This window comes from Amycolatopsis orientalis DSM 43388 (assembly GCF_000411975.1).
GTDB lineage: Bacteria > Actinomycetota > Actinomycetes > Mycobacteriales > Pseudonocardiaceae > Amycolatopsis > Amycolatopsis orientalis_D.
Map to the genome: position 1 here is coordinate 1 of NZ_ASXG01000104.1, position 24793 is coordinate 24793.

Below are 24793 nucleotides of genomic sequence, written 5' to 3' on the forward strand. Positions count from 1 at the left end.
TTCCCGCCTTGACAAGCACCCACCGCCCGTCAGCACACTCGGGCTTCGGGGTGCCCCACGCCAGCGACGAGGCGCAATGTCGCCCGCCAGGGCGACGAGCCGCCCAGCCAGCAACGAAGCAACCCCCTAACAACTCGCGTACGTTCGATCACGTGCTGAACCGAATCGTCGACCGACTGCTCGGTCTCCCCGCCGCCGAAGGCCCCTCCCCCGTGGCCGCCAAGGGCCTGCGCATCCCGATGCCCGACGGCGCGCACCTCCTGGCCGACCGCTACACCCCGCCCGGCCTGACCACCGGCCCGGTAGTCCTCATCCGCACCCCCTACGGCCGCACCGGCCCGCTGGCCAAGCTCTTCGGCGAAACCTTCGCCCGTCACGGCCTCCAGACAGTCCTCCAAAGCACCCGAGGCACCTTCGGCTCCGAAGGGGAATTCCGCCCGTTCCACACCGAACGCGAGGACGGAATCGCCACCGCGGAATGGCTGCGCGAGCAACCCTGGTGCGACGGACGGATCGCGATGGCGGGCGCGAGCTATCTCGGCCACACCCAATGGGCAGTGGGCCCGTACCTGGATCCGCCGCTGGAAGCCATGTGCCTCGGGATCACCGCGTCGGAATTCGTCAGCACGTTCTATCCGGGCGGAGTGCTCGCGGCGGACAACATGGTGTCCTGGTCGGCCCTGATCGGGAAGCAGGAGGAGCGGTTCGCCGCGCTGCCCAACCCGCTGCAGACGCGGCGCACGCGCAACGCGATGGCGTATCTGCCGATCGCGGGCGCGGACGTGGCGGCGATCGGCAAACCGGTGCAGTTCCTGCAGGACGTCACCGCGCACGCGGACCCGGACGACGATTTCTGGCAGATGTCCGACCACAGCGCCGAAGTCGCGAAGCTCGAGGTGCCGGTCAGCATGGTCACCGGCTGGTACGACCTGTTCATCCGCGCGCAGCTGCGGGACTTCCGCACGCTGCAGGACGCCGGGCGAGCGCCGCGGATCACCGTCGGTCCGTGGGCGCACGGCGAACCGGCCAGCTTCCGCACGCTGATCCAGGACCAGCTCGGCTTCCTGCGTGCGCATCTCGCCGACGACCGCACCCAGTTGCAGCGCTCCCCGGTGCGGATTTTCCTGCAGCAAGCGTCGACCTGGCTCGATTTCGACCACTGGCCGCCCCCGTCCGAACCCACGCACGCGCACCTGCGGCCAGTCGGCGGCCTCGGCGAAACGGTGCCCGGCGAGGCCCGGCCCACATCGTTCACCTATGACCCGGCGGACCCGACCCCGGCCGTCGGCGGGCCGTTGCTGATGGGAAAGAACAAGCAGCGCGACAATTCCGCGGTCGAGGCGCGCGACGACGTGCTCGTGTTCACCGGCGAACCGCTGGTGCACGACGTCGACGTGATCGGCGACGTGTCCGCCACCGTGTTCGTGCGGACCGAACTGGCGCACGCCGACGTGTACGTGCGGCTGTGCGACGTCGACCCGGGCGGCATCTCGCGCAACGTCACCGACGGAATCCTGCGGCTGCGTCCCGGCGCTCCGGAAGCCGATGCCGACGGCGTGGTGCGGGCCGAGGTGGAACTCGACCCGACCGCGTATCGCTTCCGTCGCGGGCACCGGTTGCGCGTGCAGGTCGCGGGCGGCGCGTTCCCCCGATTCGCGCGCAATCACGGTACGGGAGAACGGGTTTCGTCCGCGGTGCGCGGCGCATCGAACCGGTTCGAGGTGTTCCACGACGAGACGCGGCCGTCGCGGGTCACGCTTCCGGTCTTTACGCGGTGACCGTGCGCTGATGCGTCGTCAGCCTGCCGTCGTCGTGCAGCACGTGCAGCAGAAGCGACGGCGGGCTGTCGAATTCCAGCGGCCCGCCCTCGTCCCAGCCGCGGCCCGCGCCGGGTTCCACCGGCAGCAGCGATCCGGACACCACGCCCGGCGCGATCCGCACCGGCACGCCCGCGAACTCCGTCGCCGCGCCGGTGTGCACGTGCCCGCACAGCAGCGCCGCCACGCCGGGATGCCGCTTCAGCACGGCGGCGAGCCGGTCTTCGCCGGTCTGCCGGATCGCGTCCACCAGCGGCACCCCGACGTCGAGCGGCGGGTGGTGGAACGCGACGAACGACGGGCCGTCGTGCCCGGCGAGCGTGTCGTCCAGCCAGGCGAGCGTCTCGTCGGCGAGGTAGCCCGCGCCCTTGCCCGGGATCGTCGAATCGCACGACACGAGCAGCACGCCGGCCACCTCCGTCGCGGTGTTCACCGGGGAGTCGCTGGCCGGTTCTCCCAGCAGCGCCTCGCGAAACGGCGCGCGCACGTCGTGGTTTCCGGGGCAGACCACCACCGGCACCGGAAGGTCCAGCAGTTCGGCCGCGCGACGGTACTCCTCGGGCAGGCCGTGATCGGCGAGGTCTCCGGTGGCGAACACGGCGTCGACCGGCTTCTCGAGGTTTCGCAGATACCGCGTCACCGCGGCGGCCCGTGCGTCGGCGCGCTCGCTGCCGTCGAGGTGGATGTCGGAGAGATGCGCGAAAACCCGCACCGGATCAGCTCCCTTTCAAGTACGCCAACGCTTTCACCCAGTTCTGGACGAGCAACGCGGACGCCCGCGGCAGGTCGCCCGCCCGCAGCGCCGCCGCGATCTCGCGGTGTTCGGCCCCGCTCTCCGCAGCTCGGTCCCGCCCGCCGAAGTATGCCGTCTCGTAGCGTTTGAGCAACGGCTTTGTCTGCTCGATCAAGCGCAGCAGATGCGGGTTGTCGCAGCGGGACGTGAGCAGCGCGTGCCAGCGGTCGTCCGCCGCGGACAGATCGGCGGAATCGGCTGTCTCGTCGGAAATCCGGTCGAGCGCGTCCGGGAGCGAGGCGAGTTCGAGCGGCGACGTCCAGCGCAACGCGAGCGCTTCCAGCTCGGCGACCAGCGGATACAGCCGGCGCGCCTCCTGCGGATCGAGCGGCGCGACCAGGAATCCCCGGCCCGGCGCGGCGACGAGCAGCCCGCGATCGGCCAGGCCGATGAGTGCCTCGCGCAGCGGGGTCCGGGACACGCCCAGCTCGTTCGCCAGGTGGACCTCGTTGATCCGGGTGTCCGGGGGAAGCCGTCCGTCGAGGACGCGCGCGGTGATCTCTTCGAGAAGCTCGCCGCGCATGAGTCTCTTGCCCATCCGGCGAGTATTGCACACAGTTTGCTCGTACTGTATTCAGTTGGTATGGCCAGCTCTTTCGATGTCGACCGCGCACGGCGAGAAACGCCCGGGTGCGCCGGAGTCACGCACTTCAACAACGCCGGCTCCGCCCTGCCTCCGGCGCGCGTCACCGACGCGGTGATCGACTATCTGCGCACCGAATCCCTGCTCGGCGGCTACGAAGCGGCCGAACAGGCCAACAACCGCATCGACGGCGTGTACGCCTCGGTCGCGAGGCTGCTCAACGCCGCCCCGGACGACATCGCGCTCAGCGACAACGCGACCCGCTCGTGGCAGGCGATCTTCTACGCGCTGCCGTTCGGGCCGGGCGACCGGATCCTCACCGCGCAGGCCGAATACGCCAGCAACGCCATCGCCTACCTCCAGATCGCCCGCCGGACCGGCGCGACGGTGGAGGTCGTGGACGACGACGAAACCGGCCAGCTCGACGTCGCCGACCTGCGCCGCCGGATCGACTCCGACGTCAAGCTCATCGCGGTGACCCACGTGCCCACCCAGGGCGGACTGGTGAACCCGGCCGAGGAAATCGGCGCTGTAGCGCGCGAGGCGGGCATCCCGTACCTGCTCGACGCCTGCCAGTCAGCCGGGCAACTGGACCTCGACGTCGAACGCATCGGCTGCGACGCCCTGACCTCCACCGGCCGGAAATACCTGCGCGGCCCGCGCGGCACCGGCTTCCTGTACGTGCACCCGCGCCTGCGCGACCGCCTCGAGCCGGCGATGCTCGACCTGCACTCGGCCACGTGGACGTCTCCCACCGAGTACGTCCTCGACCCGACCGCGAAGCGCTTCGAGGTTTGGGAGCGCGATTACGCTGCCGTGCTCGGCCTCGGCGCCGCCGTGGAGTACGCCCTGGAATGGGGCCTGCCCGCGATCGAAGAACGAGTCACCGCCCTGGCCGCGACGCTGCGCTCCCGCCTGGCCGGACTGCACCGCGTCACCGTGCACGACACGGGCGCGCGCAAGTGTGGTTTGGTGACGTTCAGCGTCGACGGAGTGCCCGCAGACGAGATCAAGGACCGGCTGAACTCGGCGAAGATCAACACGAGCGTCACGCACGCGTCGTCGGCGCAGTACGACTTCACCGCCCGCCGCCTGCCCGACCTGGTGCGCGCGTCCGTGCACTACTACAACACCGAGGAGGAAATCGACCGGCTGACCGGGGAGGTCGCCGCGCTCGCCCGGTGATCTGGAGATCACCCGTTTGACGCAGTATCCAGCTCCGCCGAAGCCGCCTCTTGTCTCGCGTACACCCGCGGAGTGCGCCACGGCGGGCCTGTCGAGGGGGCAGGCCCGACGGGGCAGGGGGAGGAAACGAGAAGGCCTCCTGGGCCGGGATTGATGGGGGAACCCGGCCCAGGGGGCCTTCTCGCGCGGATCGTTCATCGGCGCAGGTGAGGAATTTCAGGAAGCGAAGAATCACCTGGAGCTTCCCGATGGAGAACTCCCATCGCCGCCCCTGCGCGAACCCTTCGATACGACAGGGAAAAACCCCATCCGGTGCAGCTTCCCCGGACGGGGTCGAAACGGTGGGCGCAGCAGGGATCGAACCTGCGACCGCTCGGGTGTAAACCGAGTGCTCTCCCGCTGAGCTATGCGCCCGCGCGCCGGAGCGGGAAACCCCCACCCCGGCGGACGAAACTCGTCAGGCGGTCAGTTCCTCGACCGCCTTCTTCCACCCCGCCTGGTCGCGCGCCTCGCCCGGCGCGTTGACCTCGGCGAAGCGGACCACGCCTTCGGTGTCGATCAGGAAGGTGCCGCGGACCGCGAGACCCGCCTGGTCGTTGAACACGCCGTACTTCTGCGCCACCTCGCCGTGCGGCCAGAAGTCCGACAGCAGCGGGAACTGGTAGCCCTCCTGCTCGGCCCACGCCTTGAGCGAGAACGGCGTGTCGACCGAGACGCCGAGGACCTGGACGCCCTTGCCGTCGTAGTCGCCGAACTCGTCGCGCAGCTGGCACAGTTCGCCGGTGCAGATCCCGCTGAAGGCGAACGGGTAGAACACCAGCAGAACCGGCTTGTCGCCCTTGAACTGCGACAGCGTGACCGGCTGCTTGTTGTAGTCGTTGAGCGTGAAGTCAGGGGCCTGCGAACCGACCTCGACGGCCATACCGGCGATTCCTCTCCAGAGCGAACACGAGCGTGCCGCCCCACCCTATCGCGGCCTCAGCGCTGCTTGGCCTTCGAGGACTTCGGCGACACCAGCCGGGTGCCCAGCCAGCCCGGGCCCACGCTGATGTTGGCGGTCTGGGCGAGCCCGACCTGGGGCACCGCCTCGGCGATGTCGCTGGGCTCGACGTGCCCGGGCTGCCCGGTCTTCGGGGTCAGCACCCAGATCACGCCGTTCTCGTCCAGCGGGCCTCGCGCGTCGACCAGCGCGTCCCCGAGGTCTCCGTCGTTGTCGCGCCACCACAGCAGCACAACGTCGATGACCTCCTGCGCGTCTTCGTCGAGGAGCTCACCGCCGATGGTCTCCTCGATCGCCGCGCGAACGTCGTCGTCGACGTCCTCGTCCCAGCCGATCTCCTGGACCACCATGTCCGGCTTGATGCCAAGGCTCTCGGCGACGCCGGCAGTGCCTGCGTCTCCCGCGGCGACCACTGCTTCCACTCCTCCAACTACGACGGAGCGCGGCGGTCGGTCCGCCGCACTCGGATACCGGTTGTCGAACAGCGAACACTGACGCGGCGCTGCGCGCAACCGTCCACACCGGATCTTTGGCAAGTCGTGTCTGCAGCGTAGGGGCTTGCCGCGCCCCCGCCCGACCCCGGGTGGCACTCAGTACCCCACCACTGCGCGGCTCTCCCCGGGAGCCTCCTTTAGGGTGGAGGAGAGAAAACGCGCGCGCGATACACCGTGCGCGGGGAGTGGCGAAACTCGGGCGGCCGATGTTACCGGGCAGTACAGGTGACGGGAACCCCAACCGGGACGACCATGGACGTCGGCGAGCACTCCCGCCCACCAGCTACAACGGCTACAACCAGCTACAAGGAGACCCCTTGGCCCCGCAGAACGACGGCGCCTCCGGCAAGGAGACCCCGGCTCGCGTACGCGTCATCCGTGACGGACTCGCGGCGCACCTTCCCGACATCGACCCGGAAGAGACCAGCGAATGGCTGGACTCCTTCGACGAGGCGCTGGCCCGAGGGGGCCAGCAGCGGGCCCGGTACCTGATGCTGCGCATCCTCGAGCGCGCCCGGGAGCGCAATGTCGGCGTCCCGGCGCTCACGTCGACCGACTACGTGAACACGATCCCCACCGAGAACGAACCGTGGTTCCCGGGCGACGAGGAGATCGAGCGCCGCTACCGCCGCTACATCCGCTGGAACGCGGCGATCATGGTGCACCGCGCGCAGCGGCCGGGCGTCGGCGTCGGCGGCCACATCTCCACCTACGCCTCGTCGGCGGCGCTGTACGAGGTCGGCTTCAACCACTTCTTCCGGGGCAAGGACCACTCCGGCGGCGGCGACCAGGTCTTCTTCCAGGGCCACGCCTCCCCCGGCATGTACGCCCGCGCGTTCCTCGAGGGCCGGCTCACCGAGCAGCAGCTCGACGGGTTCCGCCAGGAGTACAGCCACGCCGGCGAGGGCGGCGGCCTGCCGTCGTACCCGCACCCGCGGCTGATGCCGGAGTTCTGGGAGAACCCGACGGTGTCGATGGGCCTCGGCCCGATGAACGCGATCTACCAGGCGCGGTTCAACCGCTACCTGCGCGACCGCGGCATCAAGGACACCTCCGACCAGCACGTCTGGGCGTTCCTCGGCGACGGCGAGATGGACGAGGCCGAATCGCGCGGCCTGATCCACGTGGCCGCGGGCGAGGGCCTGGACAACCTGACCTTCGTGATCAACTGCAACCTGCAGCGGCTCGACGGCCCGGTGCGCGGCAACGGCAAGATCATCCAGGAGCTCGAGGCGTACTTCCGCGGCGCGGGCTGGAACGTGATCAAGGTCATCTGGGGCCGCGAGTGGGACTCGCTGCTGCACGCCGACCGCGACGGCGCGCTGGTCAACCTGATGAACGTCACGCCGGACGGCGACTACCAGACGTACAAGGCCAACGACGGCGCCTTCGTCCGGGAGCACTTCTTCGGCCGCGACCCGCGGACGAAGGACCTGGTCAAGGACCTCACCGACCAGGAGATCTGGAACCTCAAGCGCGGCGGCCACGACTACCGCAAGGTGTACGCGGCGTACAAGGCGGCCATGGAGCACGCCGGCCAGCCGACGGTGATCCTGGCGCACACGATCAAGGGCTACGGCCTCGGCCCGGCGTTCGAGGGCCGCAACGCCACGCACCAGATGAAGAAGCTCACCCTCGACGACCTGAAGCTGTTCCGCGACACCCAGCGGATCCCGATCAGCGACGAGGAGCTCGAGCGCGACCCGAAGCTGCCGCCGTACTACCACCCGGGCCCGGATTCGCCGGAGATCGAGTACATGCGCGGCCGCCGCAAGGCGCTCGGCGGGTTCCTGCCGGAGCGCCGCCCGAAGGCCGCCAAGGCGCTCGTGCTGCCCGGCGACAAGGTCTACGAGGGCGTGCGCAAGGGATCGGGCAAGCAGGAGGTCGCCACCACGATGGCGATCGTCCGGCTCATCCGCGAGCTGGCGAAGGACTCCGAGATCGGCAAGCGGATCGTCCCGATCATCCCGGACGAGGCGCGCACGTTCGGCCTCGACTCGATGTTCCCGACCGCCAAGATCTACAACCCGCACGGCCAGACCTACACCTCGGTCGACGCGAGCCTGATGCTGGCGTACAAGGAGTCCGAGAAGGGCCAGCTGCTGCACGAGGGCATCAACGAGGCGGGTTCCACCGCGTCGTTCACCGCCGTCGGCACGTCGTACGCGACGCACGGCGAGCCGATGATCCCGATCTACATCTTCTACTCGATGTTCGGGTTCCAGCGCACCGGCGACGGCCTGTACGCGGCGGCGGACCAGATGGCCCGCGGCTTCGTGCTCGGCGCCACCGCCGGCCGCACCACGCTGACCGGCGAGGGCCTGCAGCACGCGGACGGGCACTCGCTGCTGCTGGCGGCGACGAACCCGGCCGTGGTCGCCTACGACCCGGCCTACTCGTTCGAGATCGCGCACATCGTCAAGGACGGCCTCCGCCGGATGTACGGCGAGACCGGCCCGGACGGCAACGGCGAGAACATCTTCTACTACATCACCATCTACAACGAGCCGTACCAGCAGCCGGCCGAGCCGGAGAACCTCGACGTCGACGGCGTGCTCAAGGGCCTCTACCGGTACTCCGACGCGCCCGCGGGCGACGGCCCGGAGGTCCAGGTGCTGGTCTCCGGCGTCACGATGCCGGACGCGCTCAAGGCGCAGAAGATGCTGGCCGAGGAATGGGGCGTGCGGGCCGCGGTGTGGTCGGCCACGTCGTGGGGCGAGCTGCGCCGCGAAGCGGTCGAGATCGACCACGACAACCTGCTGCACCCGGACCAGACGCCGCGGGTTCCGTACGTCACGCAGAAGCTGTCGGAGGTCGCCGGTCCGGTCGTGGCGGTGTCGGACTGGATGCGCGCGGTGCCGGACCTGATCCGGCCGTGGGTGCCCACCGACATGCTCACGCTCGGCACCGACGGGTTCGGCTTCTCCGACACCCGCCCGGCCGCGCGGCGCAAGTTCCTGGTGGACGCCGAGTCGATCACCGTCGGCGCGCTGTCCGCGCTCGCCAAGCGCGGCGAGTTCGACCAGGCGAAGGTCGCCGAGGCGGCGCGCCGCTACCGGCTCGACGACGTGACGGCCGCCGGGCCGCAGACGTCCGACTCCGGCAACGCGTGACCGTCGGCTGACTCCAGAGGCCCCTCCGGGACGGTGTCCGGGTGGGGCCTCTGCCTACGGTGCCGATCGTTACTAATCCGACCACAGTCACGGCCGAATGGCTTTGCCGCATCGGTTACGTGCCGCGCGGGAGTCGGCCTACCTGTGGCCGGATCAGTAAGGTAGACATCGGATGTATCCGGATGCCTGATGAAAGGTGGTCGAGCGTGCCCCAGCGTCGCCTGCCCCGGCCCAGCGAGCTCAAAGAAATCCTGCGGCCGAAGCCGATCGTGCTCAATCCGACCGACCGGCGCCTCGCCGGCGCGCACACGATCGCCGACCTGCGGATGATCGCGCGCAAGCGGACCCCGCGCGCGGCATTCGACTACACCGACGGCGCGGCCGAGCTCGAGGACAGCCTGCGCCGCGCCCGGCAGGCCTACCGCCGGGTGGAATTCCAGCCCAACGTGCTGCGCGGAGTGTCCGATGTGGACACCAGCAGGGAGATCCTCGGCCAGCGCTCGGCACTGCCGTTCGCGTTCGCGCCCACCGGGTTCACGCGGATGATGCAGACCGAGGGCGAAAGCGCGGTGGCCCGCGTGGCACAGCGCAACAACCTGCCGATGGCGCTCTCGACGATGGGCACCACGTCGATCGAGGATCTCGCGGCGGCCGCGCCGAACGCGCGCAAGTGGTTCCAGCTGTACGTGTGGCGCGACCACGGCGCGGGCGAAGATCTGATGAATCGCGCTCGGGAGAACGGATACGACACGCTCCTGCTGACCGTCGACACCCCGGTCGCGGGCCAGCGGCTGCGCGACGTCCGCAACGGCCTCACCATCCCGCCCGCGATCACGCTGAAGACGTTCGTGGACGGGGCGATGCACCCGGCGTGGTGGTTCAACCTGCTGACCACCGAGCCGCTCAACTTCGCGTCGCTCAACCGGTTCGGCGGCACCGTCGCGGAACTGCTGGACCAGCTCTTCGACCCGACGCTGAACTTCGACGACCTCGACTGGGTGCGCCAGACGTGGCCGGGCAAGCTCGTGGTCAAGGGCGTGCAGAACGTCGACGACGCCCGCGACGTGGTGAAGCACGGGGCGGACGCGGTGCTGCTGTCCAACCACGGCGGCCGCCAGCTCGACCGCGCTCCGACGCCGATCGAGCTGCTGCCCGCGACGCTGGACGCGGTCCAGGACAGCGCCGAGGTGTGGGTCGACACCGGCATCCTGTCCGGCGGCGACATCGTGGCCGCGCTCGCCCGCGGCGCGAACGCGGTGCTGATCGGCCGCGCGTTCCTGTACGGCCTGATGGCCGGCGGCGAGCGCGGCGTGCAGCGCTGTGTCGACATCCTGCGCAGCGAGATGATCCGCACGATGCAGCTGCTCGGGGTCCGGCGGGTAGACGACCTGCGTCCCACCCACGCGACGCTCCGCTGAGCCCAAGATCCGCGCACCCGGGTATCCAGTGACGGAGATCACGCCTCTTGCCTTCGGAGCATCCGAGGGAGGGGACCATGTCCGGCACGCTGAACCGCCGCGCGCTGGCGATGCTGCGCGCGATCGCCGCCGGCCGAGCCGAACTCACGCGCAGCTGCGAACCGGACCTGCGGGTCGACGGCCTGCCCTGCTGTGACCAGGCCACCGCACACGACCTCGTCCGGGAAGGACTGGTCCGCCCGGCGCCCGCGCCGGGCGGCGCGGTCGGGCAGTGGACGCCGGCCGAGCTGACCCCGGACGGGCAGCTCGCGCTCGGCACCTGACCTCAGCGTGCCGCGGCGACGGCTTTCCCGCCGGACACCGCGGTGCGCGCCGACCGGTTCCAGGAGACCCAGCCGTGGACGACCAGCGCGGCGAAGACGAGGTAGATCGCGGCCGAGAAGTACAGGCCGGAGCTGATCTGCAGCGGCACGCCGATCGCGTCGACCACCAGCCACACGCCCCAGAATTCCACGAGCCCGACCCCTTGGGCGGCGAACGCGACGAGCGTCCCGACGAAAATCGCGGCGTCCGGCCACGGCGCCCACGAGGCGTCGAGTGCTTGGAGAGTCAGCGCCATCGCGACCGTGCCCAGCGCGAACGCGGCGAGCATCACCGCTCGCTCGGTCCAGCGGCCCTTGCGCACGACGACGCCGTACACCGGGTCGGTCCGGCGGTTCCAGGCCCACCAGCCATAGAGCGAGATGAGCAGGATCGCGACCTGCCGCCCGGCGAGACCGCCGAGATGCGCGGAGGCGTACACGGCGAAGAGCAGGACGGTCGCGCCGACCTGCACCGGCCAGGTCCACAGCGTCCGCCGCTGCGCGAGGAACACGACCGCGAGCGCGAACAGCTGCCCGGCCAGCTCGGCGATCGAGATCCACTGGCCGAACACGGTCACGCCGTGGTGCAACAGGAAGTCCACGTCGGCACCCCTTCCGATCTACGCCTCCCAACATGCAACACGGAGCCGCCATTCCCGTGCCGATGTGAGACTGCAGACAGTCCCGCTGGGTGGACGCCGCACCGGTGCCGAACAGACTGAAGGGGCCGCGCTGCCGAAGCAGCGCGGCCCCTCGCTCCACCCCGATCCGCGGATCAGGGACAGGCCGTCAGCGAAGCCGCTGGCCGGGCTCGAACCCGATCGGCAGCACGGCCTCAACCTCCTCGCCGGTACCGGCTCAGCGGTCCACGCGTCCGAAACCGGCCGGCGGGGTCGGCGGCTCCGGCGGGCGGCCGCCGTCCGCGGGCATCTGGCGGGTCTGCTCGCCAGGCTGCGGAAGGCTGCCCGACTGCGACTGCGGATAGCTCTGCGTCCGGGCCTGCCCGGCGTGCGCGTGCTGCCCGCTCACCTGGCTCGGCTCCCGCGAGCCGCCGCCGGTGCCCGAGCCGAGCTGGCCCTGCAGGTTCGACAGCCAGCCGTCCCACCGCTGCTGGGCCGGTTTGATCAGGCCGCCGCCGAAGCCGACCACGATCACGCCGCCCGCGGTCGCCAGCACCGCGATCAGCAGCGGGCCGGTCACCGAGGTCGCGATGTTCACCTGGCCGAGCGCCGCGATGATGCCGAACGCCATCACCAGCCAGTACGCGATCGTGCTGAGCAGCCGCCCGGCCGGGCGGCCCGACAGCGCGCCCGCGACGACGTCCCGCACGACCTTCGCGATCGCCGCGGCCACGACGATCAGCACGACCGCGACCAGGATCCTCGGCAGGAACGCGATGATGTCGTTCAGCAGCTGGCTCACCGGGTTCGACTGCCCGAACACCCCGAACGCCAGCTGCAGCGCGATCAGCAGAATGAAGTAGTAGACGAGTTTCACGAGCACCGTGGTGGCGTCGAGATTCGCGCCCTTCACCATTCCGGTCAGCCCGGTCTTCTCCACCATCCGCGAGAAACCGAGCTTTCCGAGAACGAGCCCGACGGCTTTGGACACGGCTTTCGCGATCAGCCAGCCGATCAAGAGGATGATCAGAAAACCCACGAGTTTCGGGACGAACGTGGCCACCAGATTCCAGGCCTGTCCGAGTCCGTCCTTGAGTTGTTCACCCACGCTGGCTCCCTTCGCCGCGGTTCGACGTGGATTCCGGCACAGTCCTGTCGCACCGGGTCGCAGGACAGGTACCCACTGCGCCCAGGTGCTGTGCACCACGATCGAGTGAGACGACTGGCGCGGGAAGATCAAGCACCGCCATACTTGTCGTACCGGTGGGGACCGGGGAGACGAGGCCGCTCGGCGCAGCGAAAACCGCAAGCGCCGAGCGGCCTCGAACATTTCCCGCGCTTTATCGCCGCGCGAGGGCGCTTCCGAGACGAATAGGGTTCGGGTTTTCTCCGCCGTTCATCTGGACTTCATGTTCGCCCCGATTGCCGGGCCGTCGACGGATTTGCGCGCCGACCAGGGCATGGCGGCGGAGATGTCCGGACGGGAATCCCGCCGGGGCCCGGTCTGTACGGTGCGAATTCGCGTCGCCGGAGAGCCCGCGGCGGCGAATTGCGTCGCTGTCCCGCCCGGCCCGCCGGATAACGGCGAGACGGCAATAACGCGCCCGCCGAGAGGTCGAGTGAAGGCCATTAACCGGCATGCGGCGGAAGAACGGCACGCCCGGCGCGCGAGGGCGGCCTCCACGCAACTCACCCGTTGCCGCTAACCCACGTGGGTTAGCGCCTCGGCCGCCCACGTCCCTCACCGGACCATCGCGTCCACCGAGAGTAGAGGCTTCCGGCCCTCCGGACCGAAACAGCGGGCCGCGGCATCCCGCCGCGGCCCGCTGCCAGCAACTGCACGGTCAGGCGGCGCGCAGGGCGTCCCGCAGCTTCACCTTCGCGCCGGTGCGCATCACCGCGTTGCGGTAGATCCGCGCGGCCAGCCAGATCAGCGCCGGGATGAGCGCGACGACCAGGGCGACCGACAACACCGCCTCCCACGCCGGCACGCCGCCCATCGCCAGCCGCATCGGCATCAGCGTCGGCGCGAACACCGGGATCACCGACAGCACCTCGGCCAGCGGGCTCCCCGGGTTCGACGGGAGGATCGAAATCCCCACCACGTACCCGGCGATCACGAACATCAGCGCGGGCATCGTCGCGCCGGCCACGTCCTCCTGCCGCGACACCAACGCGCCGAGGGCGGCGAACACAATCGAATACATGAAGAACCCGAGCAGGTACCAGACGATCAGCCAGATCACGGTGCCGACCGCCGCGTTCACCGAGATGGTCAGCACCCCGAAGCCAAGCCCCGCCGCGACGCCGGCCACGCCGATCGCCAGCATCTGAATCAGCCCGACGGTGCCGATGCCGAGCACCTTCCCGGCCATCAGCTGCCACGGTTTGATCGTCGACAGCAGCAATTCGACCACGCGCGACGTCTTCTCCTCGACGACGCCTTGGGCCACGCCCTGCCCGTTGAGCATCAGCGACAGGTAGATCAGGATGCCCGCGATGACGCCGAGCACCAGCTGCTGCCCGTTGTAGTCGTACGGTTTTTCGAGCGGCGGCAGTTCGTCGATCGTCGCCTCGGCGGCCGCCTTGCGCACCTTCGCCGGATCGCCGCCGAGCGACTCGATCTGCTGGTTGAGCGTCAGCTGCCCTTCGAGCACGGTGAAGGCGTTCTTCAGCTTCGCGTCGAGGTCTTTCTTCACCTGGACGTGCACGCGCTTCGAGTCCTGCACCAGCAGGGCGTCGATGGAGCCGTCCCGCAGCTTCCCCTCGCCCGTCTTCTCGTCGGGCACCCGCTCCGTCGCGATGGTCTGGCCGATCGACTTCCCCGTCGCGGTCAGCGGCTCGGCCAGCTGCGCGGCGGCGGGCACGTAGCCGACCGTCGCGTCGGCGCTGCCGCCTCCGTTGAAGAACTTGAAGACCAGAGCCAGCCCGACGACGATCAGCACCATCACCAGCGTGGTGACGCGGTAGGCCTTGGAGTTGACGCGCGTGCTGATTTCCCGCCCGGCCACGAGGCCGACCGCGGACAAGGGGCTCATCTGAATGTTCGACCCGGTCATGCCGCGGCCTCCTGGTGCTCGGACACGACGGAACGGAACAACTCGGTCAGGGATGGCAGTTTGCGGGCGAATTCCCGTACCGGGCCGGTCGCCAGCGCGGCGCGCAGCACTGCCTGGTCGTCCGCGCCGTCGGCCAGTTCCAGTTCGGTCACCGCTCCGGTGCGGCCCACGACGGTCACGCCGGACAGCCCGGCCGCCCAGTTCTCCGGAGCGTCCGGCGCGTCCACGAGCAGCCGGGTGGTGCCGCCGGCGCGCAGTTCCGCCACCGTGCCGCACGCTTCCATCCGTCCACTCCGGACGATCCCGATCCGGTCGCACAGCCGTTCAACCAAATCCAGCTGGTGGCTGGAAAACACGACCGGAACGCCCTGCGCCGCCTTTTCCTTCAGCACGTCGCTCATCACGTCGACGGCCACCGGATCCAGTCCGGAAAACGGTTCGTCCAGCACGAGAATCTGCGGTTCGTGCACCAGCGCCGCGGCCAATTGCACGCGCTGCTGATTGCCGAGGCTGAGCTTCTGCACCTCGTCGTCGCGACGCGCGGCCACGCCGAGCCGTTCGGTCCACCGTTCGCTCGAGGCTTTCGCCTCCGCTTTGGGCATTCCGTGCAGCCGGGCCAGATACGTCAGCTGTTCGCCGACCTTCATTTTCGGATACAGCCCGCGTTCCTCGGGCATGTAGCCGATCTGGCGGCGCGTTTCGTGAGTGATCGGCTCCCCCGCGTACCGCACCTGGCCGGCGTCCGCGCTCAGCACGCCGAGCGCGATGCGCATCGTGGTCGTTTTGCCCGCCCCGTTGCTGCCGACGAATCCGAAAAGCTCCCCCGGCCGCACGTCGAACGTCATGTTCTCAAGCGCCACCACGGCGCCGTACCGTTTGGAGATCCCGTCGATCTCCAGTCCGGGCTCTGGCATGGCCCGTCCCCCTGTTCTTTTTTCGCCGGGGTGATCCCCTGCCACCCCACCCGGGATCCTAGGCACTTCGGCCGGGTGCCGCCCACCACCTCGGGTAGCCCCCGCATCCGCCTGAAGTTGCAGGCCGGGGGCGGCACGTAGGATCGGACCCGACATGGCCGACAGCACAGGACGCCCCGCGCGCAAGCACCACGGGCTGTCCGCGAAAACCCTGCGCAGCCTGGAGCACGCCTCCGGGCGGCTGGCGAGCGCGAGCGTCGCGGAAATGGAACGCCGCCTCGTGTGGTTCGCGCGGCTGCCCGCCGACCAGCGCGCCAGCGTCCTGCTGATCACGCAGACCGGGGCCAGCGGATTCGTCGCGTGGCTGCGGGATTCGAAGGAAGCGCTCAAGCTCACCACGGAAGCCTTCCGCGACGCGCCGACCGAAGTGTCGCGCTGGATCAGCCTGCGCCAGGCCGTCGCGATGGTGCGGCTCGCGATCGAGGTCTTCGAGGAACAGTTGCCGGAATTCGCCGCCTCGGAAGCCGAACGGGCCGCGCTGATCGAAGGAATTCTTCGCTACGGCAGGGAAATCGCCTTCGCCGCGGCCAATTCCTACGCCGCCGCGGCGGAAGCGCGCGGTGCGTGGGACGCCCGGCTCGAAGCGCTCGTGGTCGACGGGATCGTTCGCGGCGACGCCGAGGAATCGGTGCTCTCGCGAGCCGCGGCACTCGGCTGGGATCCGGCCGCGGCGGCGACGGTGATGGTGGGAAATCCTCCTTCGGACGACCCGCCGACGGTGGTTTTCGACGTCCGCGCCCGGGCCGCGCGCGTCGGCCGTGCGGTGCTGCTGTCGGTGCAGGGCTCGCGGCTGGTGATCGTGATCGGCGGCCCCACCGAGGGCGGGCCGAAGGAACGCGAAATCCTCACCCGGATGTCGACGGTGTTCGCCGACGGCCCGATCGTGGCCGGTCCGACAGTGCCGTCGCTGGCGGAGGCGCACCACAGCGCGGCCGAGGCCCTGTCCGGGCTGCGCGCGGTGGTCGGCTGGCCCGGCGCGCCCCGCCCAGTGCGCTCCGACGACCTGCTCCCCGAACGCGCGCTCTCCGGCGACCCGGGGGCGGAACGCCTGCTGGTCGACCTGGTGGCCCGGCCGCTGGAAGAGGCCGGGGCGGCTTTGCAGCGCACCGTGGAGACCTATCTGGACACTGGCGGGGTCCTGGAACGCTGCGCGCAGACCTTGTTCGTGCACCCGAACACGGTCCGGTACCGGCTGCGCAAGGCAGCGGAACTCACCGGCCGCAACCCGACCGACGCCCGGGACGCCCTCGTGCTGCGGGTCGCGCTCACCGTCGGCAGGCTGGCCCGGGCACGCGGCCTCTGGTGACCGGCCCGGTGCGCTGCCGCTGGGGTCCGCGAGGGAATCGGATTCCTTCAAGGGGCCCTTCACGGACTTCCGCCCGGCAGCATCCGCACCCCCGTCCGCAGCCCCGCTTCCCCGCCGAGCCGAGGCGTGCCGGAGCCCCGGCGCGTGACAGACTTCACGGCAAGCGCTGGTTGAATCCCACAAGGCGGATGGGTTAAGGGCCGGGTTCTCCGGCGGGTCTTTGGAGGTTTCCTCCAATAACGCCGCACGGACTTGGTGACCGCCCGCAGCCGAAGCACAAGGCGTCCCGTGGTCTCATAGACAGCGTGACAGTCGCAGTCCTCTCCCCCGGCCAGGGTTCCCAAGCCCCCGGCATGCTCGCTCCGTGGCTCGAACTCGACGGCGCCCGCGCGCGCGTCGAAGAGTGGTCCGCCCGCTCCGGGCTCGACCTGATCCGGCTCGGCACCGAGGCCGGCGCCGAGGAGATCCAGGACACCGCTGTCGCGCAGCCGCTGATCGTCGCGCTGTCCCTGCTGTCCTTCGAGCACCTGCCGGTGCCCGCCGACGCCCCGGTCGCCGGGCACTCCGTCGGCGAACTGGCCGCGGCCGCGATCGCCGGCGTGCTCACTCCCGCCGACGCCGTCGCGCTCGCCGCGGTCCGCGGCGCGGAGATGGCCAAGGCGTGCGCGCTCGAGCCGACGTCGATGGCCGCGGTGATGCTCGGCGACCCCGAAGAAGTCACCGCGTGGCTGGAAGGCCAGGGCCTCGCCGCCGCGAACCGCAACGGGGCCGGGCAGATCGTCGCCTCCGGATCCGCCGCCGCGATCGAGGCGATCATCGCCGAGCCGATGGAGGGCACGAAGATCCGTGCGCTCAAGGTCGCCGGCGCCTTCCACACGCCCTACATGGCGCCCGCGGAAGACGCCCTGCGCGAGCACGCCGCCGGTCTCTCCCCGGCCGACCCGACGCGCCCGCTGCTGTCCAATGCCGACGGTCAGGTGGTCACGAGCGGCGCGGAGTACCTGCGCCGGCTCGTCGCCCAGGTGACCCGCCCGGTCCGCTGGGACCTCACGATGGACGGGCTCGTCTCGCTCGGCGTGGACCGCACCGTCGAACTGGCGCCCGCGGGCACCCTGACCGGACTGGTCAAGCGGCAGCTCAAGGGCGTCGTCACCACTACCACCGCGCTGAAGTCGCCCGCCGAGCTGGCGGCGCTGCGCGAGGAGGACGCCCAGTGACCGCCCGCCCCACCCTGAGCCTGGCCCCGGGCGCCCCCGCCGCCCGCATCCTCGGCTTCGGCAGCCACCAGCCGGACCGGATCGTCACCAACGACGACCTGTCGCAGATCATGGACACCAACGACCAGTGGATCCGCGACCGCGTCGGCATCATCGAGCGGCGATTCGGCGAGAAGGAAGACGTGCTCGTCGACTACGCCGTCGCCGCCGGGGCCAACGCGCTCGCCGACGCCGGCGTCGAGGCGTCCGAAGTGGACACGGTCATCGTGCCCAACTGCACCATGCCCTCCCCGATCCCGAACGCGGCCGCGCAGGTCGCCGCGCGGATCGGCGTCCCCAGCCCCGGCGCGTTCGACCTCAACGCCGCGTGCGCCGGGTTCTGCTACGGCCTCGGCGTCGCCTCCGACCTCGTGCGCGCGGGCTCGGCGAAGAAGGTCCTCGTGATCGGCGCCGAGAAGCTCACCGACGTCGTGGACCCGACCGACCGCGCGAACGCGATCATCTTCGCCGACGGCGCGGGGGCCGCGGTGGTCGGCGGATCCGACGAACCGGGCATCGGCCCGGTGGTGTGGGGCAGCGCGGGCGACCTCGTCGACCTGATCTACATGCGCGACCACCAGTGGATCTTCCAGGAGGGCCAGTCGGTCTTCCGCTGGGCGACCACGCAGATCGCGCCGATCGCGCTGCGCGCGCTGGAAGCGGCCGGGCTGCAACCGTCCGATGTGGACGTGCTGGCCCCGCACCAGGCGAACCTCCGGATCGTCGAATCGATCGCCAAGAAGCTGCGCGCCAAGGGGGCGCGCGAGGACCTGGTGGTGGCCGACGACATCAAGTACTCGGGCAACACCTCGTCCGCCTCGATCCCGATGGCGCTGGACCACATGCGCAAGGCGGGAACGGCGAAAAGCGGCGACGTGGTGCTGGCGGTCGGCTTCGGAGCCGGGCTTTCCTATGCCGCGCAGGCGTTCGTCCTGCCCTGAGCGATACTTCCCCCGCGGGCGCCGTGCCCGCGAGCGGACCCCGCAGAAAACCGAGAAGGGAACAACACCGATGGCTGACAACACTGAGATCCTCGCCGGCCTCGCCGAGATCGTCGAAGAGGTCGCCGGCGTGGCTCAGGACGACGTCACCGAGGAGAAGTCGTTCGTGGACGACCTGGACATCGACTCGCTGTCGATGGTCGAGATCGCCGTGCAGGCCGAGGACAAGTTCGGCGTCAAGATCCCGGACGACGAGCTGGCCAACCTGAAGACCGTCGGCGACGCGGTGAACTACGTGTCCGCCAACTCGAAGTAAGTCCTCTTCGTACCCGGGCCCCGGTCCGGAGCCGACCTTGGGGAGACTCCCATGAGCAACATCGACGTCGTGATCACCGGCATGGGCGCGACCACGCCGCTGGGCGGGGACGTCGCGTCCACCTGGGACGGTCTGCTGGCCGGCCGCAGCGGGGTCCGCACGATCGAGGCGGACTGGGCGGCGGAGCTGGACCTGCCGGTGCGGATCGCGGCGCAGCTCGCCGTCGAGCCGACCGACATCCTGCCCCGCGTGCAGGCCCGCCGGCTCGACCGGTGCGAGCAGGTGGCGCTCGTCGCCGCCCGCCAGGCCTGGGCCGACGCCGGGTTCGCCGAGCAGACCGACGAGCACACCGACGTCGAACCGGAACGCCTCGGCGTTTCGATCGGCACCGGGATCGGCGGGCCGGTGACCCTGCTGACCCAGAACGACCTGTTGCACCAGCAGGGGCTTCGCAAGGTGTCTCCGCTGACCGTGCCGATGCTCATGCCGAACGGCCCGGCCGCGCACGTGGGCATCGACCTGAAAGCCCGCGCCGGGGTGCATTCGCCCGCGTCGGCGTGCGCGTCCGGGGCCGAGGGCATCGCGAACGGTTTCGAGATGATCCGGTCCGGGCGGGCCGACGTGGTGGTCGCGGGCGGAGCCGAGGCCTGCATCCACCCGATCACCGTCGCCGGGTTCGCCCAGGCGCGCACGGTGTCGACGCGCAACGACGACCCGGCCGCGGCCTCGCGTCCGTTCGACGTGAGCCGCGACGGTTTCGTGCTCGGCGAGGGCTCCGGCGTGGTCGTGCTGGAGCGGGCCGACCGCGCGAAGGCCCGCGGCGCGCGGGTCTACGCCAAGCTGGCCGGCTACGGCCTGACCTCCGACGCCTACCACATCACGGGCAACCACCCGGAGGGCATCGGGCAGATCGCGGCGATGCGCGCGGCGATGACGATGGCCGGACTGTCCCCTTCGGACGTCGGCCACGTGAACGCGCACGCGACGTCCACCGTGGTCGGCGACATCGGCGAGGCGGCCGCGATCCGGAAGGCGATCGGCGAGCACCCGGTGGTCACCGCGCCCAAGGGCGCGCTCGGCCACCTCGTCGGCGGGGCCGGCGCGGTCGAGGGCATCGCGACGATCCTCGCGCTGTACGAGGGTGTCGTGCCCGCGACGCGGAACCTCACCGAGCTGGACCCGAAGGTGCAGCTGGACGTCGTGTCCGGGGAGAACCGCAAGGTCGAACTCGCCGCGGCGCTGTCCAACTCGTTCGGTTTCGGCGGGCACAACAGCGCGCTGCTGTTCACGCCGGCGAACTGAGTCCCTTTTCGCGGCTGAAGGGCCCTCGCGGGAATTCCCGGGAGGGCCCTTCAGCCGTATGCACGGGTTTTCGAGATCAGCACTTGTCGCGTTCGGTGGCCGTGCTGTCGACGGTGTCGATCCGGTACGAGCCGTGCTCGTATTTCATCGGCAGCACCAGCCGCCAGCGGATGCACGGCTCCTGGAAGTCGACCGGGGCCTCGTTGAGCGACTGGGTGCTGGTGAATCCGACCAGCGCCCGCAGCGTGCCCTGCGCGCCCGGTTCGATGCGGTACAGCAGGATGTCGACGTCCTTCGTGGACTGGAAGTTGCGGTGCCAGTCCGATTCCGGCTGCTTGCTGCGGCGCGCGTCGCTGACCGTCTCGGTCCAGGCGTCGTAGTCCTTTTTGTTCAGCGCGGTGAAGTAGGCCTTCAGCACGCTGCGGACGGCGTCGTCCTGCGGATGGTTCTCCGCGTCGGGGGTGACCCCGACCTCGACCTCGCCGGATTTGCCGGCCGAGCCTCCGCTGGTCGTGGCGGACGGGGCGGTGGCCTCGCCGCCGGCCGCGCGCGGGGAATCGGGGCGGCGGTACAGCTCGCGGGCGAGCAGGCCCCCGGCGACGGTGATGGACAGCACCACCACGAGCACGGGGATCAACCACCGCTGACGGGACTGCGGGGCCGGGTCAACACTCACCCGGGTGAGGGTACCGCCCTGCCCTACCCGACCTGGTGCAGCCAGGTGACCGGGGCGCCGTCGCCCGCGTGCCGGTACGGCTCGAGCGCTTCGTCCCAGGCCGCGGCGAGGAGTTCGTCGAGTTTGTGCGCGAGGGTTTCGCCGCCGCGGGTCATGCTGACGAGCGCGCGCAGCTGGTCCTCGCCCACGACGATGTCGCCGTTGGCGCTGGTGCGGCCGTGCCAGAGCCCGAGCCCGGGCGCGAAGCAGAACCGCTCGCCGTCGACGCCGGCGCTGGGTTCCTCGGTGATCTCGAAGCGCACCATCGGCCACGCCTTGAGCGCGTTGGCGAGCTTGCCGCCGGTTCCCGCGGGCGCGCTCCAGCTGCATTCGGCCCGGAGCTGTCCCGGACTGGCCGGCTGAGCCGTCCACTTCAGCTCGACGCGGGCACCAAGGGTGCCCGAAATAGCCCACTCGACGTGCGGACATACCGCAGACGGCGACGAGTGGACGTACACCACGCCTCGGGTGCTGCCACGGGTGCTCACTGCTGACCTCCGCTTGTTCGACGAGGGACGTCTTCCCCTACGACCTCTCGAACCTTGCGCAGGTTGCGTAGCCTCCACGGCAGTTCCCGACCTGTGTAGCACATTCTGCACCCCAACCGTGCCGTTTGGCCACATGAACCCCACAAGTCGCGGCGGACGACCCATTGTGGTGAGGCACGCCGACGCGAGGGCGCGGAGCACGGTTCCGGCGGCCCGGCACGCTAGCGTGGTGCACCGGAAACGCTGCGGATTCGACAGGAGAGTTTCGGTGCGACTGGTCCGTCTCGGGCAGCAGCCCTCGCGCGTCGCGGAGGACGTGCGGGCCGCGCTCGCCTCCCTCGGCCGGGGGAGCACGGTGATCGGCGGCGTCGCGCTCGTCGGCGCCCGCCCGACTGGGGACCGTCCGGTCGAGGCGGTGGTCGTGCTGCCCGCGGGCGTGCTCGTCGTGATCGGCGTGGACCTGCCCGACCCGGCGCTGCGCCTCGAAGCCCCGCTGAGCGGCCCGTGGAAGGCCGACGGCTGGCCCCTGGTCCACGGCGACGACGTCAACCCGGCCACCGAAGCGCTCGACCTGTCCCAGGAATGCGAACGCCGGATCGCGGAACTCGGCGGGGGCCCGGTCGGCACGATCGTGGCGGTCGGCCCGTATGTCGAGACGGTCGACCAGCCGCCCGGCGACCTCGCGGGCCCGGTCCGGGTCCTGCACCCGACGCCGACGACCATGCTGGCCGCGACGGTCTCCCTCGCGACGGCACGGCATCCGCGGTCGGTGGACCAGGCCCGGGCACTGATCGCGGCGCTGGCTCCGGACGCGCCGGAGCTTTCGGACGAGGTGCTGCGGGGCGAGGGGTTCGTCCGGTTCGCGGACGACGTCCCCGTTCCGCCTGGGCCACGGCCTCCGGTCGGCGGTGCGGCGGCTCCGGGCACGGCGAACTCCGGTCCCGCCGGGGCGGCTGCTGGGGCTCCGGATGTCTCGCGGCCCGATGCCGCCGCGGAGAAGTCCGTCCCCGCGCCGGGCCCTGCTCTCGCGGCTGCTGGAACCAGCGCGGCGGCCGGTTCCGGCCCGGGAACCGCCGCTCCTGCCCCGACCGAGGGCACCGCTCCGCAGGCCAGCGTCAGTTCCGGCTCCGTCCGCCGCGACGGCGCCGGTTCCGACGTGAACGCCAGCCCGGCCGGGCCTTCCACCGCGGATGCGCCCGGGCTCCCCGTCTTCCCGGGCACCGGCGCTCCGGGACCCGCTGGCCCCACGGCTGCTGCTTCCCCCAGCAGCCCTGCCCCCGCGCCGAAATCCGCCGCTCCCCCGTCGCCGCGGCCGAAGATCATCGCGGTGCGGCCGCCTCGACCGGAGGTTCCGCCGGTGGAGCTCGAGTCGCTTTCCGAAGCGCCCACCGAGTCCACCGACCCGCCCGAGACACCGACCGAAAAGATGCCGTCTCCGGCGAAGCCGCAGGGCGCGGGACGTCCGCGCGCAGCTGTTCCGCCGGTCGTTCCCGGGCCCAGCAGTCCGCCGCTGGGTGCGCCTCAGCCCACCTCGGCGAGGACAGCCAGCCCCAGCAACGGTGCTGTCACCGCGGCGGGAGCCGGTGCCGGAGCGGCGACCGCAGTTCCCGGACCCGGTACCACCGCGGCCACCGGAACGGCCGCGGCGACGGGAACCGCGACCGGGCCCACCCCAGCTGCCAGCGCGGGAACCGGACCGGCCACCGCCACGGGAACCGGACCAGCCCCCACCGCCAGCACGGGAACCGGAGCACCCTTCGCGGCGGGAACCGCAACCGGAGCGACCGCCGGATCCGGGGCGAACACCCCGCCCGGGCCGGGAAAACCGGACTCCCGGACGGTCAAGTGGGTGCCGATCGCGGCGATCGTCTTGCTGGTCGCCCTGGTGGTGTCGGCGATCGTCGTGGCGACCAGCGGCGGCGAGACCACCGCGGCGCCGCCCGCCAGCAGTGCGCCGCCGAGCAGCGTCCCGAGTCCGGCGCCGAGCAGCGCCAAGCCGAGCGCCCCGCCGGCCCCCACTCTCGCCTTCGAACCCCGGGCGAGCAGCGCCGACCAGAAGTGCGCCTCGCACGCGTTCGGGGACGTCCAGGCGAGCCTTCAGCAAACCAGCTGTTCCGCGGTCCGCCGCGCGAGCTACACGGCCCTCGTGGACGGGCGGCCGGCGGCGGTCACCGTCGCGGTCGTCGAGTTTCCCGACTCCGGACAGGCCAATCACCTCAAGGAGATCGCCGACAACCCGGGCGGCGGCGGAATCCTGGACGTCGCCACGGAGACCGGCAAGTGGCCGTCCGGCCCGCCGCAGTTCGACGGCGCCGCCTACGCGAGCAAGATCGACGGGAACGGCGTCCGGCTCGTGCAAGCGGTCTGGCAGCCGGGACCGTCCACTGCGGACGATCCCGGGCTGGTCCGCGCGGCGAAGGGCGCGCTCGACTTGCAACTGCCGTCCTGAGGGAACGGCACCGCGACTCCGCTCACTGCCACCCGTTCTCCAACAGGTCGAACGCCACGTCGACCACGTGCGGCGGATCGTCCGAACGCTCGGCAAGCGCGACCGTCTCCAGCGCGAAATGAGCCAGCACCGCACACCGCGGATCGTCCTCCGGCGCACCGGTTTCCGCCGCGATCACGCGGCTGAGCGAGTGCTCGTGGCCCATCCACATCTTGTGCCAATAGTCGGCGAGCGCGGGCGTCTCCCGCACCAGCCGCAGCAGCGGTTCGGCTTCCGCGCGGATGCCGGAGGTCGCCCGTACGTGCATGTGCGCACGAAGCGCGTCCAGCACCGACATGCCCTCCGGCCGGTCGCGGACCGCCGACACCAGCGCTTCGTCCACCTCCGGCTCCCGGTCGAAGACCAGGGCTTCCTTCGTCGGGAAGTGCTTCATCAGCGTGGTAGTGGACACGTCGGCGGCGTCGGCGATCTCGCGCACGGTCACCTGGTCGTAGCCCCGCTCCAGGAACATCCGCAGGGCAGCGTCGGCCAGCGCCTGGCGGGTCGCCGCCTTTTTGCGTTCACGCCGGCCGGGAACGGGGGCACTGGTCATGCCCCGACGC

Annotated in this window: 22 protein-coding genes and 1 tRNA gene; 11 read left to right on the top strand and 12 right to left on the bottom strand. The window is 70.7% G+C overall.

The window, feature by feature from the left end:
- Window positions 1–152: 152 nt before the first annotated feature.
- Complete coding sequence (locus L942_RS20345; RefSeq protein ID WP_037362691.1) at window positions 153–1778, top strand: CocE/NonD family hydrolase; 1626 nt, start codon at window positions 153–155, stop codon at window positions 1776–1778.
- Here L942_RS20345 and L942_RS20350 read toward each other — a convergent pair.
- A complete protein-coding gene (locus tag L942_RS20350) occupies window positions 1768–2529 on the bottom strand; it encodes a metallophosphoesterase (RefSeq protein ID WP_037362694.1) in 762 nt (253 codons plus the stop codon). The genes L942_RS20345 and L942_RS20350 overlap by 11 nt on opposite strands.
- 4 nt (window positions 2530–2533) lie before the next feature.
- Window positions 2534–3148, bottom strand: coding sequence for a GntR family transcriptional regulator (locus L942_RS20355; protein ID WP_037362696.1), 615 nt, complete (start codon window positions 3146–3148; stop codon window positions 2534–2536).
- Window positions 3149–3193: 45 nt separating this feature from the next.
- Between L942_RS20355 and L942_RS20360 the strand changes: the two genes are divergently transcribed.
- Window positions 3194–4378, top strand: a complete 1185-nt coding sequence (locus tag L942_RS20360) for an aminotransferase class V-fold PLP-dependent enzyme (RefSeq protein ID WP_037362698.1) — start codon at window positions 3194–3196, stop codon at window positions 4376–4378.
- Window positions 4379–4720: 342 nt separating this feature from the next.
- Here L942_RS20360 and L942_RS20365 read toward each other — a convergent pair.
- The 3 genes from L942_RS20365 to L942_RS20375 form a co-directional block, all read right to left on the bottom strand.
- Window positions 4721–4792, bottom strand: a tRNA-Val gene (locus tag L942_RS20365).
- 43 nt (window positions 4793–4835) lie between these two features.
- The gene (locus L942_RS20370) at window positions 4836–5300 is read right to left on the bottom strand and encodes a peroxiredoxin (protein WP_037362700.1); all 465 of its coding nucleotides are present in this window, start codon (window positions 5298–5300) and stop codon (window positions 4836–4838) included.
- Between the two features lie 56 nt (window positions 5301–5356).
- Window positions 5357–5791, bottom strand: a complete 435-nt coding sequence (locus tag L942_RS20375; RefSeq protein WP_037362704.1) for a DUF3052 domain-containing protein — start codon at window positions 5789–5791, stop codon at window positions 5357–5359.
- A 398-nt stretch (window positions 5792–6189) separates the two neighbouring features.
- Between L942_RS20375 and aceE the strand changes: the two genes are divergently transcribed.
- The 3 genes from aceE to L942_RS20390 all read left to right on the top strand — a co-directional run bounded on the left by aceE (window position 6190) and on the right by L942_RS20390 (window position 10726).
- A complete protein-coding gene (gene aceE, locus L942_RS20380) occupies window positions 6190–8985 on the top strand; it encodes a pyruvate dehydrogenase (acetyl-transferring), homodimeric type (protein ID WP_037362705.1) in 2796 nt (931 codons plus the stop codon).
- A gap of 206 nt (window positions 8986–9191) precedes the next feature.
- Window positions 9192–10403, top strand: coding sequence for an alpha-hydroxy acid oxidase (locus L942_RS20385; protein WP_037362707.1), 1212 nt, complete (start codon window positions 9192–9194; stop codon window positions 10401–10403).
- Between the two features lie 77 nt (window positions 10404–10480).
- Window positions 10481–10726: a hypothetical protein gene (locus L942_RS20390; RefSeq protein ID WP_037362710.1), complete on the top strand. Its 246-nt coding sequence runs from the start codon at window positions 10481–10483 to the stop codon at window positions 10724–10726.
- Between the two features lie 2 nt (window positions 10727–10728).
- Here L942_RS20390 and L942_RS20395 read toward each other — a convergent pair whose 3' ends face one another.
- The 4 genes from L942_RS20395 to L942_RS20410 form a co-directional block, all read right to left on the bottom strand.
- A complete protein-coding gene (locus L942_RS20395; RefSeq protein ID WP_037362713.1) occupies window positions 10729–11367 on the bottom strand; it encodes a nicotinamide mononucleotide transporter family protein in 639 nt (212 codons plus the stop codon).
- A gap of 256 nt (window positions 11368–11623) precedes the next feature.
- On the bottom strand, window positions 11624–12493 hold the full coding sequence (locus L942_RS20400) for a mechanosensitive ion channel family protein (RefSeq protein WP_081655146.1): 870 nt from the start codon (window positions 12491–12493) through the stop codon (window positions 11624–11626).
- Window positions 12494–13229: 736 nt separating this feature from the next.
- Window positions 13230–14444 carry an ABC transporter permease gene (locus L942_RS20405; protein ID WP_106964954.1) on the bottom strand — a complete coding sequence of 405 codons (1215 nt, stop codon included), beginning with the start codon at window positions 14442–14444 and terminating at the stop codon, window positions 13230–13232.
- Window positions 14441–15358, bottom strand: coding sequence for an ABC transporter ATP-binding protein (locus L942_RS20410; protein WP_037362715.1), 918 nt, complete (start codon window positions 15356–15358; stop codon window positions 14441–14443). Before L942_RS20410 ends, L942_RS20405 begins: the two co-directional genes overlap by 4 nt.
- A gap of 154 nt (window positions 15359–15512) precedes the next feature.
- Here L942_RS20410 and L942_RS20415 point away from each other — a divergent pair, with 154 nt between their 5' ends.
- From L942_RS20415 to L942_RS20435, 5 genes are all read left to right on the top strand, one after another.
- Window positions 15513–16724, top strand: a complete 1212-nt coding sequence (locus L942_RS20415; RefSeq protein ID WP_037362717.1) for a PucR family transcriptional regulator — start codon at window positions 15513–15515, stop codon at window positions 16722–16724.
- A gap of 305 nt (window positions 16725–17029) precedes the next feature.
- On the top strand, window positions 17030–17941 hold the full coding sequence (locus L942_RS20420) for an ACP S-malonyltransferase (RefSeq protein ID WP_081655147.1): 912 nt from the start codon (window positions 17030–17032) through the stop codon (window positions 17939–17941).
- Window positions 17938–18921: a beta-ketoacyl-ACP synthase III gene (locus L942_RS20425; RefSeq protein WP_037362720.1), complete on the top strand. Its 984-nt coding sequence runs from the start codon at window positions 17938–17940 to the stop codon at window positions 18919–18921. The genes L942_RS20420 and L942_RS20425 overlap by 4 nt, the downstream gene beginning before the upstream one ends.
- A 70-nt stretch (window positions 18922–18991) precedes the next feature.
- Complete coding sequence (locus L942_RS20430; protein WP_009074690.1) at window positions 18992–19237, top strand: acyl carrier protein; 246 nt, start codon at window positions 18992–18994, stop codon at window positions 19235–19237.
- A gap of 51 nt (window positions 19238–19288) precedes the next feature.
- On the top strand, window positions 19289–20539 hold the full coding sequence (locus tag L942_RS20435) for a beta-ketoacyl-[acyl-carrier-protein] synthase family protein (protein WP_037362723.1): 1251 nt from the start codon (window positions 19289–19291) through the stop codon (window positions 20537–20539).
- Window positions 20540–20615: 76 nt separating this feature from the next.
- Here the strand turns inward: L942_RS20435 and L942_RS20440 are convergent, their stop codons facing one another.
- Together L942_RS20440 and L942_RS20445 are read right to left on the bottom strand one after the other, a co-directional pair.
- Window positions 20616–21215 (bottom strand): hypothetical protein, encoded by a 600-nt coding sequence (locus L942_RS20440; protein ID WP_037362726.1) that lies wholly within the window; start codon window positions 21213–21215, stop codon window positions 20616–20618.
- 23 nt (window positions 21216–21238) lie between these two features.
- Window positions 21239–21742 carry a DUF3145 domain-containing protein gene (locus tag L942_RS20445; protein ID WP_106964955.1) on the bottom strand — a complete coding sequence of 168 codons (504 nt, stop codon included), beginning with the start codon at window positions 21740–21742 and terminating at the stop codon, window positions 21239–21241.
- Between the two features lie 268 nt (window positions 21743–22010).
- Between L942_RS20445 and L942_RS20450 the strand changes: the two genes are divergently transcribed.
- Window positions 22011–24191, top strand: a complete 2181-nt coding sequence (locus tag L942_RS20450) for a hypothetical protein (RefSeq protein ID WP_037362732.1) — start codon at window positions 22011–22013, stop codon at window positions 24189–24191.
- A gap of 22 nt (window positions 24192–24213) precedes the next feature.
- Here L942_RS20450 and L942_RS20455 read toward each other — a convergent pair whose 3' ends face one another.
- Window positions 24214–24783, bottom strand: coding sequence for a TetR/AcrR family transcriptional regulator (locus L942_RS20455; RefSeq protein ID WP_037362735.1), 570 nt, complete (start codon window positions 24781–24783; stop codon window positions 24214–24216).
- Between the last annotated feature and the right edge of the window lie 10 nt (window positions 24784–24793).